Here is a 14,900-nt window from a genome sequence, read left to right on the forward strand (position 1 = left end):
GCTATGCACACCTTAAACAACCTAATTATTGAGTTTTACGACAAGCTATCGTCTTGGGAACAGTCTGTGGTTAAAGAGACTGGCTACTCATTGGCTCAGGTCCACACTGTGGAGGTGCTAGGCTCACACGGTTCAATGCGCATGAAAGAGTTAGCAGACTGATTAGGGATCACAACCGGAACACTCACCGTGCAGGTTGATAAACTGGTGAAGCTAGGCTTGATCGCTCGTTATCCGCACAGTGAAGATAGACGCTCCAAAGTGGTAGGATTAACCCCCGAAGGGAGCGATCTATACCAGCATCATAATCAAATGCATCTTCAACTTACCGAAGACATCACTCGACATCTTGATGATGAGTCCGCTCAAGTTTTAGCAAACTCTTTAGTGAAAATGAATCGCGAGTTTTAAGGCAAAGCGTGTTCCTATAACTCAAAGGGAAAAGTGGTGAACTCTGACTTTCACTTGCTGAGGGCGAGATAGGTCTTTTCGATTTCATATTGTTACTTTTTCGAACTTACCTCATAACAGCGTTTAAAATGCTGTTCAATGGTATGTTTTCCAAAGTGCGGCGCAACAGAATCTTGTCCTAGCATGGTTAAAAAAAACTCTGCAGGACCTCCCCATTTCTCTGGTAGTTTACCCATCAGTGCGATAGATCCTCGGCGGACCACATCAGGAATGCTGGTTATTGTCGGAGCTTTATTTTGCGTCTTAAACGCCAACTCGGCGATCTCATTGACCGTTAATACCTGTGGTCCACCGATGTCACACTGATGTTCGTCGGACTCAATCTGGCTCAAGCAAAATTGTGCGAGATCTTCACCATCAATGGGGTTCATTTTCATCTTGCCTTGGCCAAACTGGTAGATTTTACCTTTCGTTGCCATGTGGAAGTACTCTTCTAAATCCACAAAAAAGCCGTTCGGTCGAATGACGCAAGGGGATACTTGGGTCGAGGCGAGTAAACGTTTGGCAAAGGATTCTTTGGCGCAGAGTAATCTCACTTTCGGGTGGTGCTCGGCATTAAAGGCTGAGATATACAAAAAACGACGAACACCTGCCGGTTCGGCTTCGAGCAATACATTTAAGTTGGCTTGATAGTCAACGTCCATATAACTCAGTCCATCTTTTTGACGAGTAATACCAAGGCACGAGATGACAGTGTCTACACCTTCACAGATCCCCATTAGTTGTTGAGGGTCTGTCACTTCTGCTTCAATGATTTGCGATGGTAGAACGCCATAAGCGATAAGTTTTGACCTATTGCGAGCCACTGCGACAAAATTTTGGTTGTTTTGCTGTAACTGCTTAATGATGTGTAAGCCCAAATACCCAGTAGCGCCAACAATTAGCATCTTTTTTACTAAATCCATAAAGGGGTCCTGTTTAGTTTAGCTGTCGATTGAGGGACGGTAAGGCTCTTCTCGTACGCCGTGGGATAGCACCAATTTGATCATGAAAATGGGTGCTAGCCACTCAAGCCCTGTTGGCGCATAGGTAATGGTCGCCAATATGATGGACATCATAATGAACAACAGTGCGATAGGGCGGTGTAGGTACAAGGGCAATAAATGCAGTATGCAAATTGAACCGATCATTGCGCCATACCAACAGTACGCATACGTCCATGGTGCTTCAAAAAATACCGGTATGGCAAACAGTTGTAGATGAACCAGAGGGAATAGGAATTTGCTTTTCACTAATTTAGCCAGCCTGCCGACATCCAGCGATTGTTCGGAATGTAAAAAGCGCTTCATTGAACCCAGTGAGTTGCTCAACACGCCACCAATCATATCGAGGGTTAGCAGTGATGCGACCGCAACCTGAATCCATGACCACTCTAGCCCTTGCCAAACTGCAAAATAGAGCGCTAGTGGAGCGATAAATGCAGCGTAGTTGGCGATCATCGCTTCTTGCTTTGTTGCGGAAAAGCCTGTTGTGAAATTGAACTTTCCAGAGCAGACCCAGTTGATGGGGGCGCTGTTGGTCGTTGATGTGTCTGTCGGCATAAATAGTGCACCTCTAGTAAAAAGAACAGAAACTCTTTAAAGACCACTCGGTCTATTTAAAGAGTATGCGATCGAGTCTTCACCTGTCAAACTATTTAGACCGATCGTCCTAAAATAATTCATTAGACTTCAGTGAGGAATCTTTATATAGTCCATTTGGACTTAATTGAGAGAATAATCTATGCCTAAAGTTGTTGATCACGAGGCTTACCGCCGCGAAATTGCGCTTAAAAGCGTTGATATATTTGCTGAGCACGGTGTTAACGGTTTAGGTATGCGCGGAATCGCAGAAGCATTAGGTATTTCAAAGAGCGCCTTGTATCACTACTTTCCAAGTAAAGAGGCGTTATTTGAAGCCAGTACCGAAGCATTTCTAGAGCCAGGTTCCTTATATGGTTTGCATCCCGGAGAAACCATTCCTGAGGATAAAAAGGCGATGTTAACAAAGTTGGTTACAGCTCTAGACAGTCGATTTAGAGGTGAGCTGACACTGATGTTGGATTACACCAAAAACAAAAGCCACCAGCAAATTGAGCAAGATAGCTTAATTGAGTTGGCGAATCAGCGATTTACACAAGAACTGGCTCAAATTGTGGGTTCAGATCATGCAGACAAAGCGTATGCACTGCTTTTTGGCGGTCTAACCATGCGCTTGTTGAATGGACAACAAACGGACATAGAAAGCATTGTTGAATGGGTGTTTGAACTAGCAGAAGAGGCCTGATAAAACGACAACCTTTATTTACTGTTATACCATCTATGAAAGCTGAGATTACATTTCTGAGTTTAGTTGTTCTAGGAAATGCTCCATGAACTGGATGCGAGATTTTGCCTCCCGCTTGGCTGCGTCGGTATGCAACAAGTCGGCAAGCTTGAAAAGTTTGGTTTGAAAATGATCTATGGTGTACGCCTTATCATCTAGGATGCGGTGTTCTCCGTAAGGATCATCACCATGATACAAACTTGCACCAAAACCACTACTCACTTGTAGGCAACGGGATACGCCAATGGCACCTAATGCATCAAGCCTATCTGCATCTTGAACGATTTTCGCTTCCAGTGAATTCGGCTTAATATTGGCGCTATAACTGTGAGCCATGATTGCGTGTTCTATCGCTTTAAGGTATTGCTGCGGGTAGTCGATAGATCGCAAAAATGCGTCCGCTTTTTGAGCGGCAATGGTGGAGCTGGTGGCTCGATCAGGGAGATTTTTGGGAAAAGTGAAGCAGTCATGTAAGTAGGCCGCGGGTAAAACAACCTCTATCTTAGCGTGTTCTTGCTGACATAATGAAAGCGCCGTTTTAACAACCCGTCGAACATGGTTAATATCGTGAGCGGGATCTTGGATCATCTCTGCTTGGATAAATTGCTCGAATAGGCTTCGATACTTCTTTAGCACTCTATTTTCCTTGATACCAGTACCTAGTAGCGACTTGTTATGAGTCGAATAAAGGTAGACGTTTTAAGTAACTGGCGTTTTTTCCTTGATGTTTTGAATGGTAAAGAGCCTGATCAGCATGTGTCAACAACTGGTTGGCAAGATCGGCCTGAAACAGGTGCTCGGCACCCGCGCTCACAATACCAAAAGAGCAGGTCGCTCTAAACTTCTGAGACCCTTCTCCATGTGCCGTTTCGTATATACGCGTTCGGATCCGCTCAACAACGGTGAGTGCTTGTTCATCGTTTTGCAGCCCTGTAAGCAATAGTACAAATTCGTCACCACCAAAGCGGGCAAAGCAGTCTAATGGTCGTGTTATTTCTTTAGCAATTTCGGAGATCGATTTAAGCAGCGCATCTCCGTTAACATGGCCATATTGGTCATTGACGGATTTGAAGTCATCAACGTCAAACAGGCAAATGTACAGTCGGTCTGGATCACTGCGTGACATCGATTGAATCGAGTTCGTTAAGCGTATTTCGAAGTAACTGCGTGAAAAAGCCTGGGTAAGATGATCGTACATTAAGCGATTGCTCATCTGCTGCCTATCTTCGTACAGTTTGTCGATGTGCAACACTAGTATCCACGCGATACAGCAAGTGACAAAAAACGAGCCAACCCAAGTTAATGGCGGCCAATCAACGATTTGCAGTCCAGTAAGTGTGTCTCCAACGCCTGTTACCATCCAAACCGTAGTGGCGACTAGAAGCAGTTGTACCGTACCGAGTGATAGGTTTTCTTCGTCACGATGTTCTCGTAAATAGACTCGAAACAGGATAACGATACAGTAGATAGCAAGCAACAAAACCCAAGCGCCCCAAAGCTGAAATAGCGGCCCAAAAGCGAGTCCTACATAGTACTGTGACGTAGGGTAAAACTCTTTAGCCAAGAAGTAGGGGCTTGGGATAATGGCTAATACGGAGAAGACTAGACAGATGGCGTAACACCACTTCAAAAAGACGGGTGCTTTATAGTCAAAAAATGACACGTAGAAATGCAAGCCTAATACGATAGTGAACATTGACGTTATGATCGCTATACGGTTAGAAATACTCAATATGTCTAGATTAGACCCAGAGTTTACCAGTACAGCGAACGAGGCCAAGAATATACCGCTCACTAAGGCAGACAAAGAAAACACGTAGTAGTACTTTACAGATTCTTGGTAACGAGTCTTCAGCCGATAATGCAGGAGCATATAAAACAGCCCTAATATCAAACTGATACTTGAGGTGACAATTAGAGGCAATGAAAAAAGCTGAATCATACTACGTCCCTATACGACAGCGGTAAGTCATGCTTAAGGCTTACACTGCACAGGTCATGCCTGTATCACCAGACATCAAAATCCACTTCGATAATTCGAATTTCGGTTAACGGTTTGAGCTACGCTACTTACTTAGAACAACTGAGTCCTGAACTGGCACTCAACAAAGGTTCTTTACTGTTAAATTAGGGAGATATTGTGCTCATTACTGGGCTCAAAATAGCTAACTAAATAGAACGGGAAACCGTAAGTCCCCTTTGTACCACAACATTATATAGGGTCAATTATCAACGGTTTTTAGTGAAATAAATTACCAGAATCGAGACGCGCTTCAAGTTTTGTAACGATTTGTATCGCTGGCGGTGCTTGAAGTTTGAGGTGCAGTCACTCAACGAGAAATGGGTGCATTGCGCACCCATTCATAGAGTTAGCATTATTCAACTCGGACTACTTTTCGACAGTCGCTTTTGCAAGGGCTTGCAATACACCTGATATTTTTTTAACCACGTCGTCACAGCCAGTAATGTCATGTCGACTGACTAAGTAGTTCGGATTGTTATAGGCCAGCCAGACAATGTTATCTTCATCCTGGCTCACCAAGACTTTTTGTGGCAGATCGATGGCGACCTCTTGTGTGCATTGCATTAGAGGTGTACCAACTTTGGGGTTACCGAACAAAATCACTTCGGTAGGTCGAAGGGGCAAATCAATGCTTTGTGCGTTCATTTGGTGATCTATCCGCGCAAACACGGTGAGGCCTTTCGTTTTGGCAATGCTTTCAAAGCGGTCAGCGGTTTCTTCTACCGAATATTGGCTTTCATATCTCACTAATCCGTCAGAGGCATCGGTAAAGAACGAAAGTAATAACAAGGCGGTGCCAAATGGGAGTAACTTTTTCATAGTAACCTCTAAGTTTAATGAGACGCTATGCTCGGACTGCAGAATGACTTTGTGTGATCCGAGCTCAGCTAGGTTTAGCGATTGTAAATGTTATCGCGTGAACACCTTAGGCGGTGGTTCATGGTCCATTAAAACGTAGTGCAAAATCGGCGCTTAGTCTTGTTCATCCAAAAATAAGTTACATCGCTTACTATGCTGCCCCCAGAATCGTGGGCAAAGGTTGGGTAAGAAATCTAGATTTCAGTGAAGGCGAACGGTTGCGTTATACTCACCGCGTTTAAGCAATCATTCGGAATACTCTATGCACCCTTGGATTGAACATGTTCATTTAGCACTTATTCCACTTGCAAACGAGAAGGACGCCAATTATATGAAGGCGTACCTTCGGGGGCAGTTCGAATTCTATGGAATAAAATCGGGCCCACGCAGGGAGGCTCTAAAACCACTGTTCTCAAAGAAGAGTTTTCCAGGTGCAGTCGAAATCCCTGAACTCGTTGATGAACTATGGTCGAAACCGCAGCGTGAGTATCAAATGGTGGCGGTTGATATGCTGATCAAGAGCAAAACCCAACTGCCCGTGGAAGTGCTGTCGAGTGTGGAGCGCTGGATAACAACTAAATCGTGGTGGGATACCGTCGACATGTTGGCAACGCATGTGGTTGGCTCATTATTCAACCGCTATCCCGAACAAACCGCTCAATATATTTCAAAGTGGCGACGGTCTGAGAATACCTGGTTACGCCGAACGGCACTGCTGTATCAATTAAAGTATAAGACCAACACCGATGTGGAGATGCTCAGTGTAATCATTTTAGAAAACCGCAGTGACAGCGAGTTTTTCATTCAAAAAGCGATCGGCTGGATGTTAAGAGAGTACTCAAAAACCGATGCTAACTGGGTAGTGAGCTTCATTGAACAACACTCAATCGAAGGGCTCGCCAAACGCGAAGGGTTGAAATGGCTAAACAGAAAAGGTTGATCGCTCAAAGAGTTCAATGCGTATCTAAGAGTAACCTTCTCACAAAGAGTAAACACTATGATTGAATTAACGCTTTTTTATGACGGGACTTGCCTATTGTGTGCGAGAGAAATGAGCTCGCTCGAAAAGCACGATAAACGTCGTCAGATTAAACGTGTCGATATCAATAGTGAAGAATTCATGCGCTATCCCAACGTGAACTACGAGAAGGCCAATGAGATTTTGCACGCCTATGATAGCCAGGGTCAATTGCTGCTTGGATTAGATGCGGCACATAAAGCCTGGTCCCTGTTAGGGCGTGGGTGGTTATACGCCCCGTTACGTTGGCCCATCATTAAGCCCGCTGCCGACAAAGCTTACATCTTATTTGCGCGCCATCGATATCGCATTTCGAAGTGGTTAACTGGGGCCGAAAAATGCAACTGCGGTCGTTAGCCTAGATACAGGCTTGTTATCACTTATAAATGGTCAACGCTATTTTGTTGAGCTTGGTTATTCAGGTTAGTAGGGGATACGACTCATTGAGGTTATTGGTCCAAATCATTAAGTGATAAGGTACTTCATTGTCATGGTGCGTGGATGATATTTGAAATTGGTGTTGACGATAAAACTCAATCGCTGAGGCATTGTTAACCATACACTTCAAACGTAGCTTAGCGTGTTCAAGCTTCAATTCTCGCATCAGCATAGAACCGACCCCTTGGCCTATGTAATCCGGCGAGATATATAGGTGATGGATAAACCGCTCAGGAAGCCACAGCGATGAAAACCCAATGACCTTAGAGTCTTTCACGGCCACGCGTATCCTTTCTTCTTTGGTATCGTTAGCGAAATCTCGCAGCGAAAATGTTTGTGTATCAAGCCATGTGAATGCGTTGGTGCGACACTCCAAGTATAAATGCTGCAATTCTTGGGTCATTGCAGGGGTAAAATCAGTGATATAACAGCCATCATCCCGTCTTTTCATTAACGTAAGTTCCCTCTAAATATCGTCTTGGTTGTTGCTCATTATGTCGACGTGATTACGCTATTTAATTTGCATGAGTTTAAGGTAGGAGTGTAGTCGTCCATTTTTGCGTTCAATGGCCGAGTGAATATTAACGTCACTGTTACCCACAACATCAAATTGGTACTGGTTTTCGCCTTTCATTATTTGCACAGACAGAATCCCATGTTCAAGGGTCCAATTTCCTTTAGTGTGAAAGCGATCGAACAGGCGAAATTCATCGACGCGCCCATCCTGATTAAACGAGAGCTCTGTGATGTATCCTGCGGTGCAAGTTTTTACCCATTGACCACTAATGACATCCTCTGTTGTTAATGCTCGCTTGTTGCCATGCCATGTTTGAAACGGAACAGTTGCCTTGACGGCTAACTTTACGTTAATCACATCACTAAGCTGTTTGTTACCCGTTTCATAGCTAAATAGTTCGATAAGTGTGGTATCGCTGTGCATGCTGGAAACCTATAGTGTTATCGCGACGGCGTAGTGCTTAATGTCCGCTTCCTTTGCCTGTTGGTCAACAAAACTGCGCTACTTTTGAGTGATTACCCGTTTTAACGCCTTTGGGCAGTTCTTTGTTAACCGATGGCAACTGTGTAAGCTACTAATTTTATTATCGTTAGTGGGTGATAACCGTAAAGTACATGATCTAACTCTGTTTTATCGACACCCGATGCGTATAATCGCCGCCTATCTTTGTTATTTGTGATGAGTTCAGTATGTCAAAAATGTTTTTTAAAGGCCGTATCGAGACGCGCCAAAACCACGTGATGTCAGGCTACAATGTCGACCGTGAAGTCAAAGCAGGTACCGAGCTTGCACCTATCTCACTCACAGTAAACACGTTAGAGCGTAAAGCTGAGCTTGAAGCTATTGTGGCTGAGCAACAATTAGTGGCTGAGATTATTGTTGATGCGGATGCACAGGAAAATACCACTGAGCTTGACGTTATTTTGAACAAGCCAAAAACAATGGTGTTTGAGAAAACCCCTAACCGTAACGATCCATGCAGCTGTGGCAGCGGAAAAAAATTCAAGAAATGCTGCGGCTAAGTAGCGTCGAGGCGTAATATGCCTACTCAATAATGCATAGAAAATCCGCTATTGGACGATCAGTTATTCGACCATTAGTAATCGAACCGATGATAGCGGATTTTATAGAGATTACGCACATTCGCCTTGTTTATGTACAAGCCAGGTAATGTGAATACATACTCAGCCAGTCTCACAGTAATAATCTGTTTTGAAACCATTATGACGTCTGTTTAAAAACGTCATCTAAGTGTGATTTATAGCGTTCAAAATCGCCGTCAATAGCAGGGTTCTTTGAGACGTCATTGCACATAAAGGTTTTCATCGCTGACATCCCTAAAAATTGATGCGCTTTATGAAAAGCTAAATAGACACCGTCGACACCCGCACCCTCAAAGAACTGAGACGGATCTTCAAATGCTTCTAGTGGTGCATTCCATGTTACGGAAAACATGTATTGCTTGTCTTGTATCAACCCACCTGCGCCGTAATTTTTATTACCATCACTTCTTGTTCGACCGTCGCTTTGATACAAACGCCCATGGCCAGCGGTAAGCACTTCGTCAATGTATTTTTTGACGATCCAAGGTGGGCCCATCCACCAGGCAGGAGATTGATGAATCACCACGTCTGCCCATTGCCATTTATCAAGTTCTGCTTCTATATCATAATCTTGCGCAATGTGAGTGACTTGAATATTGTGCCCTAACGTACTTAAATGCTCCTCTGCGAGCTGCGTCATAGCAAGGTTTAAATTGCCCTCTGCGCTCGCGTAGCGCTTGCCACCATTTAGTATTAATACATTATTCATCTCTTAACTCGTCCATTAGTTTCGGGTTATGGTTTTGGTTACACCACTTGGCCATACCATGAGCTAGACATAGAGTTCTTGGTTATGACAAGTGGTGTAGTGTTACCGCTATGAAAGTTGAAGCGTCCTTTCGATGACACCGCTATTATCGGGATTGGACAGGGCACCGGTGACACGGATCGTGGCTGATTGCTTTTCGAGTACAACAAGCGCAAGTGCTTGCCCATTGTGGGTTGTAATGGTGTTACTTTGGTAGGGCTGTAAGCTGTCCTTAGCACCGTTGTCGACACCTAAGAGTCTGCCACCTTCAATCTCGACGCGGTAAGTCACTTGTTGATGACGAACGACTCTTTGTTGACTGTCTATATTTTTCAAAATGATGTGTCGGTATGCACCGTCTTGGTCGCTAAACTCTAGGTCTATTTCTACGTCACTTGGTGAGTCAGCCGAGGTCAACGAACACGAACAAGCACAGCGTTTATCAGACTCGTTATCTTCAACATCGCATTCGATAGCCGTGAGTGTGCCGTGTGAAAACGGAACGGCCCAACGGAGTATGCGATCGGGGTGTTCTGATAGAACCCGCTTGCCCATAGATTGCCCATTGAGTTGAAGCTCTACAGCTGGGCAGTTGGTATACACTTCAACAACCACCATCTGCTGCTCATCGTAGTTCCAATGCTGGTTTCGTTGTGGCCACGTCCAAAGCTTTTGTTGCCATGCGTCTGGGTCAGTCTCGTAGGCGGCGTTATCCTCTGGTGCAATAATTAGGTCAGTGCTGTCAGCAGACTGCGTGAATATGTTTAATACCGGTTCGTCACACCACAATGATTTAAACATGGCGTGCGACGGCTTTTCGAACCCAGCAGAGTCTAACAGTCCACTGTCGGTGGTGCGAGTTGGCCATTGGTCATGAGACTCGCCCATGTAGTTAATCCCAGTCCAAAGAAATATACCGGCGACGTGAGGACGTTCTATTGCGGCTTTCCACTCGTGCCACTGTCCCAGGTTTTCGTTGCCAATTATTGGCAGATTAGGGTAGTGCTGGTGGCCATAATCGTAGACTACGCGTCGATAGCTAAACCCAATCACGTCTAGCGCATCCGCATAACCAGATAGGTAACTGGCCGACGGCAAAATACAGTTCGCGGTTACGGGGCGAGAGGTGTCTAATTGCTTGACCCAACCACTAAGCATTTTTGCCGTAGTGCCTATATCGTGTTGCTGACGAGGCAACTCTTCAAGATGTTGGCTAATTTGCTCTGGCGAGTGGGGCGGTAAGTTCCAGAAATAGTTGCCGTCCCAACTGGCGTCAAAAAATCCAGTCGCCGTTACGTTTCTTGGGTACGTCCACTCAATCTCGTTACCAATGCTCCACATGAATATGCAAGGGTGGTTAACTCTGCTGCACAGGGTGTTTTTTAGGTCGGACTCAGCATATTGATGAAAGTGTTCCGTATACCCACGAGAGTAAAAATCTTCGTGTTGTTCGCCCATATTGAGGCGTTTGTCTTTAGGGTAATCCCACTCGTCGAAAAATTCATCTTGAACCAATAACCCCAACTCGTCGCATAGCGTTAAGAAAGCCAATGAAGCAGGGTTGTGGGCGCTACGAATAGCGTTGACACCAGCTTGTTTGAGCTTTAACAAGCGGCGCCTCCAAACTGCGTCTGGCACAGCAGCACCCACTAAGCCCCCATCATGATGTAGGCAGACACCCTTAATTTTGGTTGCTTGATCGTTTAAAAAGAATCCATTGTCGGGATCAAACCGAATGGTTCTAAATCCAAAGGGCTGGGTATCTTCGTCAACACAGACTTGTTGGCCGTTCTCGTCGGTTGCGATCAGTTGTGTGACAACCTGATAGCGATTTGGTGACTCAAGCGACCAAAGCTTAGGGTTTTGCAGCGAAAACTCAAAAGAAATCGGTTGAGCGCGCTTAATGCAGGCGAAATCCAACTCTGAGGCAGTATGTACATGACAGGCAACGGGTTTGTCCATGTTGGTCTGGCAATCAAAAAGTGAGGTTTTTATCTGCAGCGCTTGTTGTGTAGCAGACTCGAGATATCGCGGAAGGTTAACCGAAAGTGATTGAGTGATCGTGGCTGACTCGCGTGAAATGCGATCTGCAGTAAGTTGGTTCCCCCAAATGTCGATATGAGTAGGGTTGACAATAAACATGTTCACATCGCGATAAATGCCAGAGCCGGTGTACCAGCGACTATCGATATATCGTCTTCTGTCGACCTTTACTATCAGCTCGTTACTGGAATCGAGGTGGTCTGTGATATCGATTTTTAGCGGTGAATATCCGTAAGGATGACGGGCCAATAACTGCCCGTTGAGACGCAGTTCACTGTTGTTATAAATCCCATCAAAAACAATGATTACTCGCTGGTTAGGTTTGAGAGTAGGTGCTGAAAAGCGTTTCCGATACCAACCCATGCCGCCAGGTAAATAGCCCGTTGCACCGTCTAGCGCTTCATCGAAAGGATGTTCTACGCTCCAGTCGTGAGGAATAGAAACTGAGCGGCATAGTGGGCTTTGCGGCAGGTGATCAGAGAGTTGAAACTCCCAGCCTGGAGTAAAGTCTATAATTTGACGGGGCATAGATGGGTCCTAAAAAAGGCTTCCAATAGGAAACCTTTATGCAGTTAATAACGTATTGCGAGGTGGCCTAGTTGCTGTTTTGAAAAGTACCAGCGTCTAACACTTGTCGTTTAATGGTGTAACGGCAGATGTAGTTCCAGTTCCAACTTGGATCGTACTTGTGGCATATACCCCAGTTCAAACCAGGGTTTTGGAAAGTCCCTTCCTGTGCATCACGGAATATCCCGAGCGCTTCTGGAGCGCCTTTAATATGAGACATAATCTCAAAGTTGATGCCGTCAGCTGCCCATTGAATGGTGTTTTTTTCTGGTCCATCGGTGGTAATCAGTGACGCTATGCCACCATTTTGATGCCAAACCGCGACTTCGTGGCCAGAGTTAGAAATAGGGTTGTAGTCCGATTTGATGTACGGTCCTAAAACATTATCAGCGATAGCGACACCATGCTTAATTTCGCGCCCGCCCATATTCATCTCTTCACCCATGGTTTCCCCTTTGTAATAAAGGAAAAACTGGCCGTTGAAGAACATCAAACAAGGATCGTGGACTTTGTGGCTATCGAAGCTGCCTTTAGACTTAACATGAAAACGGTTGTCTTCCTCACCTAACCATTCACCGTCCTTTGAGGGACTTAGAATAGGGGCATCGGACTTGTTCCATGGTCCGTAAGGAGAGTCCGCCCATGCGATGCCGATTTCTTCGTACTGACGATTGGTATAGGGCGTTTGAACGGTTTGATACACCAGATAATATTTGCCATCGTGTGCAAGAATTTCTGGTGTGAACACCGCGCGGTCATCGAAGCGGCCTGATTCACCGGCCTGAATGGCAGGGCCTTGCTCTTTCCATTCTATCGCGTCTTTAGAGGTGGCATGCCACACCTCGGTTTTATCCCATGGAAATACCTTATCGTTTATATCGCCAGTAAATCCTTTGGTTTCGCCTTCCCCTTTTGTGTACCAGCAGTGGTATAGATCGTCGACTTTTATGACCGCTGTTGGGTCACGACGGATCACACCTTCTTCATAGGCGAAGTCGCCAGTCAATTCGTGAACGTCAAATTCTATCATCCATTCTGGGCCACGTTGATCGTAGCCACGCTCAAGAGCGCGACGCGATGCAGCGCTGAGTTTTTTAGATTCCATGTGAGTCTCGGGTTTCAAATAATAGTAATTAACGACAAAGGTAAACCAATTTATCTAATTTCTCAGTGACACAGGTCATAATCCACTAAAAATCCCATGGAACAGTGATGGAACACGCAATTTGGCGAATTGTTCGTGCGACAAAAACACTATGCAATCGATGGCAACTAGTTGTTTAAGTTATTGAATTGTAAGTGAAAAATTTACACTTGAGACTGCCGATATAACTTGTGCAATTTGCTTTCATTTGTCAACCATGGAAAGGAATTGATAAACCTGTCACGTAAATGGCACGCTGAATACTCTAGATTTATCAACGAATCAGCGGTATTGGTTTACCAAAAAAGTAAAAAATCAAAAAAATTCATAAAAAGGGATGAACAATGAAAAATACGTTTCGTATTTCCACTCTTTGTAGCGCAATACTTGTTTGCTTACCATCGTATGCAGCTATCGATGAGGGTTTTGGGTTTCATGGTTACGCGAAAGGCGGCATAGGTATTACTAATGATGCCATTTTAAATCAACCAGCATATGACTGGGCCAATTCAGGGATTAACATATTTCGACTTGAAGGCAATGGTTATACCAATAGCTCCGGTGGACGTTTAGGAAATGAAGCGAACTGGCTAGAAATGCACACCTCTTATGGTTGGACCCCCACAAATGACATGTCTTGGGGGATCAAAACCAACGTTGTCTATGGGAGTTTTTTAGCGTTAGATGAGTTAATGGTTGAAGGCGGTGGGATTATTCAAAGCAATCCATCAGCGACGTTCTGGGCCGGTAAGCGTTACTATAACCGTGTTGACGTATATCTTAATGATTCGCAAGCGATGTCAAATGATGGTGCCGGTTTTGGTATGGACAATTTTGACCTAGGTTTTGCCGCCCTACACTTAGGTGTGACGCGCAACCTATACGACGAATCACCAGATTCAGGCGAACAAATTGCCTTTACCAGTTCGTTATCTGACATCACTGTGTCTGAAACAGGTCGTCTAGCCCTGTATGCAAACTATGGCACCTTCATGGGGCCTGCACTTTCCGATGACAACTTTGAAAAACCAGATGATGCCTTCCAACTGGCAGCAAAAGTGCGCTTTGGCGACTGGGTGAATAACGATGAGTTCTTTGTCCGTTTTAGCGCTAATACGTCAGCGTCAATTACTCGTAGCTGGGAGCGACGTCCAGATCAACAAATTGGTGCTTTTTGGCAAGGTAATAAAGGGATTACGGATGATTTTCGCATCTCGTACTTGTGGCAGCACGAAACTGAAATCTGGGATGGTGGCGAAGGCGCTGATAAGAGTGTCGGTAACGTAAACGGTACAGATTATGTCCAGTCGCATTGGAATGTGTTTGTGTTGCGCAACTCTTACGCTTGGAACCAACGTACGTCTTCGGAACTTGAGCTTGGTTACGAGTTCATGGACTTCAAAGGCTACGAAACATCAGCCGACGACACCAACGCCGGTTACAAAGTCACTTTATCTCAAAACATTCATATTGGTAGCGGCGCATGGGACCGTCCTGTGATCCGCTTCTTTGCAACCTATGTGGATGAAGACCTGCGCTTCGGTTACGGCGATGCCAAACTCCAAGATGCACTCTCTTTTGGTGCTCAGTTCGAAGCTTGGTGGTAAACCCATCCTCTTTTATCTAGCCCTAGTAAGTTTTTGCTAGGGCGTTTTTCACAGGTGCA

General features: G+C 45.0%; 15 protein-coding genes and 1 pseudogene. 6 read left to right on the forward strand and 10 right to left on the reverse strand.

Annotated features, from left to right (window positions below; genetic code table 11):
• Positions 1–3 precede the first annotated feature (3 nt).
• Positions 4–411, forward strand: a pseudogene (locus JQC93_RS03180) (MarR family winged helix-turn-helix transcriptional regulator).
• Between the two features lie 92 nt (positions 412–503).
• On the opposite strand, the gene JQC93_RS03185 reads toward JQC93_RS03180, so the two are convergent.
• Positions 504–1,376, reverse strand: coding sequence for an SDR family oxidoreductase (locus JQC93_RS03185; protein WP_205157004.1), 873 nt, complete (start codon positions 1,374–1,376; stop codon positions 504–506).
• An 18-nt stretch (positions 1,377–1,394) separates the two neighbouring features.
• Positions 1,395–2,012, reverse strand: coding sequence for a hypothetical protein (locus JQC93_RS03190; RefSeq protein WP_205157005.1), 618 nt, complete (start codon positions 2,010–2,012; stop codon positions 1,395–1,397).
• Between the two features lie 181 nt (positions 2,013–2,193).
• Between JQC93_RS03190 and JQC93_RS03195 the strand changes: the two genes are divergently transcribed.
• Positions 2,194–2,736, forward strand: coding sequence for a TetR/AcrR family transcriptional regulator (locus JQC93_RS03195; protein WP_205157006.1), 543 nt, complete (start codon positions 2,194–2,196; stop codon positions 2,734–2,736).
• A gap of 48 nt (positions 2,737–2,784) precedes the next feature.
• Here JQC93_RS03195 and JQC93_RS03200 read toward each other — a convergent pair whose 3' ends face one another.
• From JQC93_RS03200 to JQC93_RS03210, 3 genes are all read right to left on the reverse strand, one after another.
• On the reverse strand, positions 2,785–3,363 hold the full coding sequence (locus JQC93_RS03200) for an HD domain-containing protein (RefSeq protein ID WP_205157374.1): 579 nt from the start codon (positions 3,361–3,363) through the stop codon (positions 2,785–2,787).
• 85 nt (positions 3,364–3,448) lie between these two features.
• On the reverse strand, positions 3,449–4,717 hold the full coding sequence (locus JQC93_RS03205) for a GGDEF domain-containing protein (RefSeq protein ID WP_205157007.1): 1,269 nt from the start codon (positions 4,715–4,717) through the stop codon (positions 3,449–3,451).
• 447 nt (positions 4,718–5,164) lie between these two features.
• Positions 5,165–5,617, reverse strand: coding sequence for a DUF302 domain-containing protein (locus JQC93_RS03210; RefSeq protein ID WP_205157008.1), 453 nt, complete (start codon positions 5,615–5,617; stop codon positions 5,165–5,167).
• A gap of 301 nt (positions 5,618–5,918) precedes the next feature.
• On the opposite strand from JQC93_RS03210, the gene JQC93_RS03215 reads away from it, so the two are divergent.
• Together JQC93_RS03215 and JQC93_RS03220 are read left to right on the forward strand one after the other, a co-directional pair.
• On the forward strand, positions 5,919–6,596 hold the full coding sequence (locus tag JQC93_RS03215; protein ID WP_205157009.1) for a DNA alkylation repair protein: 678 nt from the start codon (positions 5,919–5,921) through the stop codon (positions 6,594–6,596).
• Positions 6,597–6,653: 57 nt separating this feature from the next.
• Positions 6,654–7,031 (forward strand): thiol-disulfide oxidoreductase DCC family protein, encoded by a 378-nt coding sequence (locus tag JQC93_RS03220; RefSeq protein ID WP_205157010.1) that lies wholly within the window; start codon positions 6,654–6,656, stop codon positions 7,029–7,031.
• A gap of 61 nt (positions 7,032–7,092) precedes the next feature.
• Here the strand turns inward: JQC93_RS03220 and JQC93_RS03225 are convergent, their stop codons facing one another.
• The gene (locus tag JQC93_RS03225; protein WP_236009257.1) at positions 7,093–7,563 is read right to left on the reverse strand and encodes a GNAT family N-acetyltransferase; all 471 of its coding nucleotides are present in this window, start codon (positions 7,561–7,563) and stop codon (positions 7,093–7,095) included.
• A gap of 60 nt (positions 7,564–7,623) precedes the next feature.
• Positions 7,624–8,052 carry a hypothetical protein gene (locus JQC93_RS03230; protein WP_205157011.1) on the reverse strand — a complete coding sequence of 143 codons (429 nt, stop codon included), beginning with the start codon at positions 8,050–8,052 and terminating at the stop codon, positions 7,624–7,626.
• A 266-nt stretch (positions 8,053–8,318) separates the two neighbouring features.
• On the opposite strand from JQC93_RS03230, the gene JQC93_RS03235 reads away from it, so the two are divergent.
• Complete coding sequence (locus tag JQC93_RS03235) at positions 8,319–8,651, forward strand: PBPRA1643 family SWIM/SEC-C metal-binding motif protein (RefSeq protein WP_205157012.1); 333 nt, start codon at positions 8,319–8,321, stop codon at positions 8,649–8,651.
• A 199-nt stretch (positions 8,652–8,850) separates the two neighbouring features.
• Here JQC93_RS03235 and JQC93_RS03240 read toward each other — a convergent pair whose 3' ends face one another.
• From JQC93_RS03240 to JQC93_RS03250, 3 genes are all read right to left on the reverse strand, one after another.
• The gene (locus JQC93_RS03240) at positions 8,851–9,441 is read right to left on the reverse strand and encodes an NAD(P)H-dependent oxidoreductase (RefSeq protein ID WP_205157013.1); all 591 of its coding nucleotides are present in this window, start codon (positions 9,439–9,441) and stop codon (positions 8,851–8,853) included.
• A gap of 108 nt (positions 9,442–9,549) precedes the next feature.
• Entirely contained in the window at positions 9,550–12,051 is a 2,502-nt protein-coding gene (locus tag JQC93_RS03245) for a glycoside hydrolase family 2 TIM barrel-domain containing protein (RefSeq protein ID WP_205157014.1), read from the reverse strand.
• Between the two features lie 67 nt (positions 12,052–12,118).
• Entirely contained in the window at positions 12,119–13,195 is a 1,077-nt protein-coding gene (locus tag JQC93_RS03250) for a glycoside hydrolase family 117 protein (RefSeq protein ID WP_205157015.1), read from the reverse strand.
• A gap of 383 nt (positions 13,196–13,578) precedes the next feature.
• On the opposite strand from JQC93_RS03250, the gene JQC93_RS03255 reads away from it, so the two are divergent.
• Positions 13,579–14,841: a carbohydrate porin gene (locus JQC93_RS03255; RefSeq protein ID WP_205157016.1), complete on the forward strand. Its 1,263-nt coding sequence runs from the start codon at positions 13,579–13,581 to the stop codon at positions 14,839–14,841.
• Positions 14,842–14,900: the final 59 nt, after the last annotated feature.

This window comes from Vibrio ulleungensis, assembly GCF_016900875.1.
Classification (GTDB): domain Bacteria; phylum Pseudomonadota; class Gammaproteobacteria; order Enterobacterales; family Vibrionaceae; genus Vibrio; species Vibrio ulleungensis.

What these genes read in the sequence shown, in the direction of transcription:
- JQC93_RS03245 (WP_205157014.1), bottom strand. Translation starts at nt 12,051, where the DNA reads ATGCCCCGTCAAATTATAGACTTTACTCCAGGCTGGGAGTTTCAACTC.
- JQC93_RS03225 (WP_236009257.1), bottom strand. Translation starts at nt 7,563, where the DNA reads ATGAAAAGACGGGATGATGGCTGTTATATCACTGATTTTACCCCTGCA.
- JQC93_RS03220 (WP_205157010.1), top strand. Translation starts at nt 6,654, where the DNA reads ATGATTGAATTAACGCTTTTTTATGACGGGACTTGCCTATTGTGTGCG.
- JQC93_RS03240 (WP_205157013.1), bottom strand. Translation starts at nt 9,441, where the DNA reads ATGAATAATGTATTAATACTAAATGGTGGCAAGCGCTACGCGAGCGCA.
- JQC93_RS03250 (WP_205157015.1), bottom strand. Translation starts at nt 13,195, where the DNA reads ATGGAATCTAAAAAACTCAGCGCTGCATCGCGTCGCGCTCTTGAGCGT.
- JQC93_RS03200 (WP_205157374.1), bottom strand. Translation starts at nt 3,363, where the DNA reads ATGATCCAAGATCCCGCTCACGATATTAACCATGTTCGACGGGTTGTT.
- JQC93_RS03255 (WP_205157016.1), top strand. Translation starts at nt 13,579, where the DNA reads ATGAAAAATACGTTTCGTATTTCCACTCTTTGTAGCGCAATACTTGTT.
- JQC93_RS03230 (WP_205157011.1), bottom strand. Translation starts at nt 8,052, where the DNA reads ATGCACAGCGATACCACACTTATCGAACTATTTAGCTATGAAACGGGT.
- JQC93_RS03190 (WP_205157005.1), bottom strand. Translation starts at nt 2,012, where the DNA reads ATGCCGACAGACACATCAACGACCAACAGCGCCCCCATCAACTGGGTC.
- JQC93_RS03195 (WP_205157006.1), top strand. Translation starts at nt 2,194, where the DNA reads ATGCCTAAAGTTGTTGATCACGAGGCTTACCGCCGCGAAATTGCGCTT.
- JQC93_RS03235 (WP_205157012.1), top strand. Translation starts at nt 8,319, where the DNA reads ATGTCAAAAATGTTTTTTAAAGGCCGTATCGAGACGCGCCAAAACCAC.
- JQC93_RS03185 (WP_205157004.1), bottom strand. Translation starts at nt 1,376, where the DNA reads ATGGATTTAGTAAAAAAGATGCTAATTGTTGGCGCTACTGGGTATTTG.
- JQC93_RS03215 (WP_205157009.1), top strand. Translation starts at nt 5,919, where the DNA reads ATGCACCCTTGGATTGAACATGTTCATTTAGCACTTATTCCACTTGCA.
- JQC93_RS03210 (WP_205157008.1), bottom strand. Translation starts at nt 5,617, where the DNA reads ATGAAAAAGTTACTCCCATTTGGCACCGCCTTGTTATTACTTTCGTTC.
- JQC93_RS03205 (WP_205157007.1), bottom strand. Translation starts at nt 4,717, where the DNA reads ATGATTCAGCTTTTTTCATTGCCTCTAATTGTCACCTCAAGTATCAGT.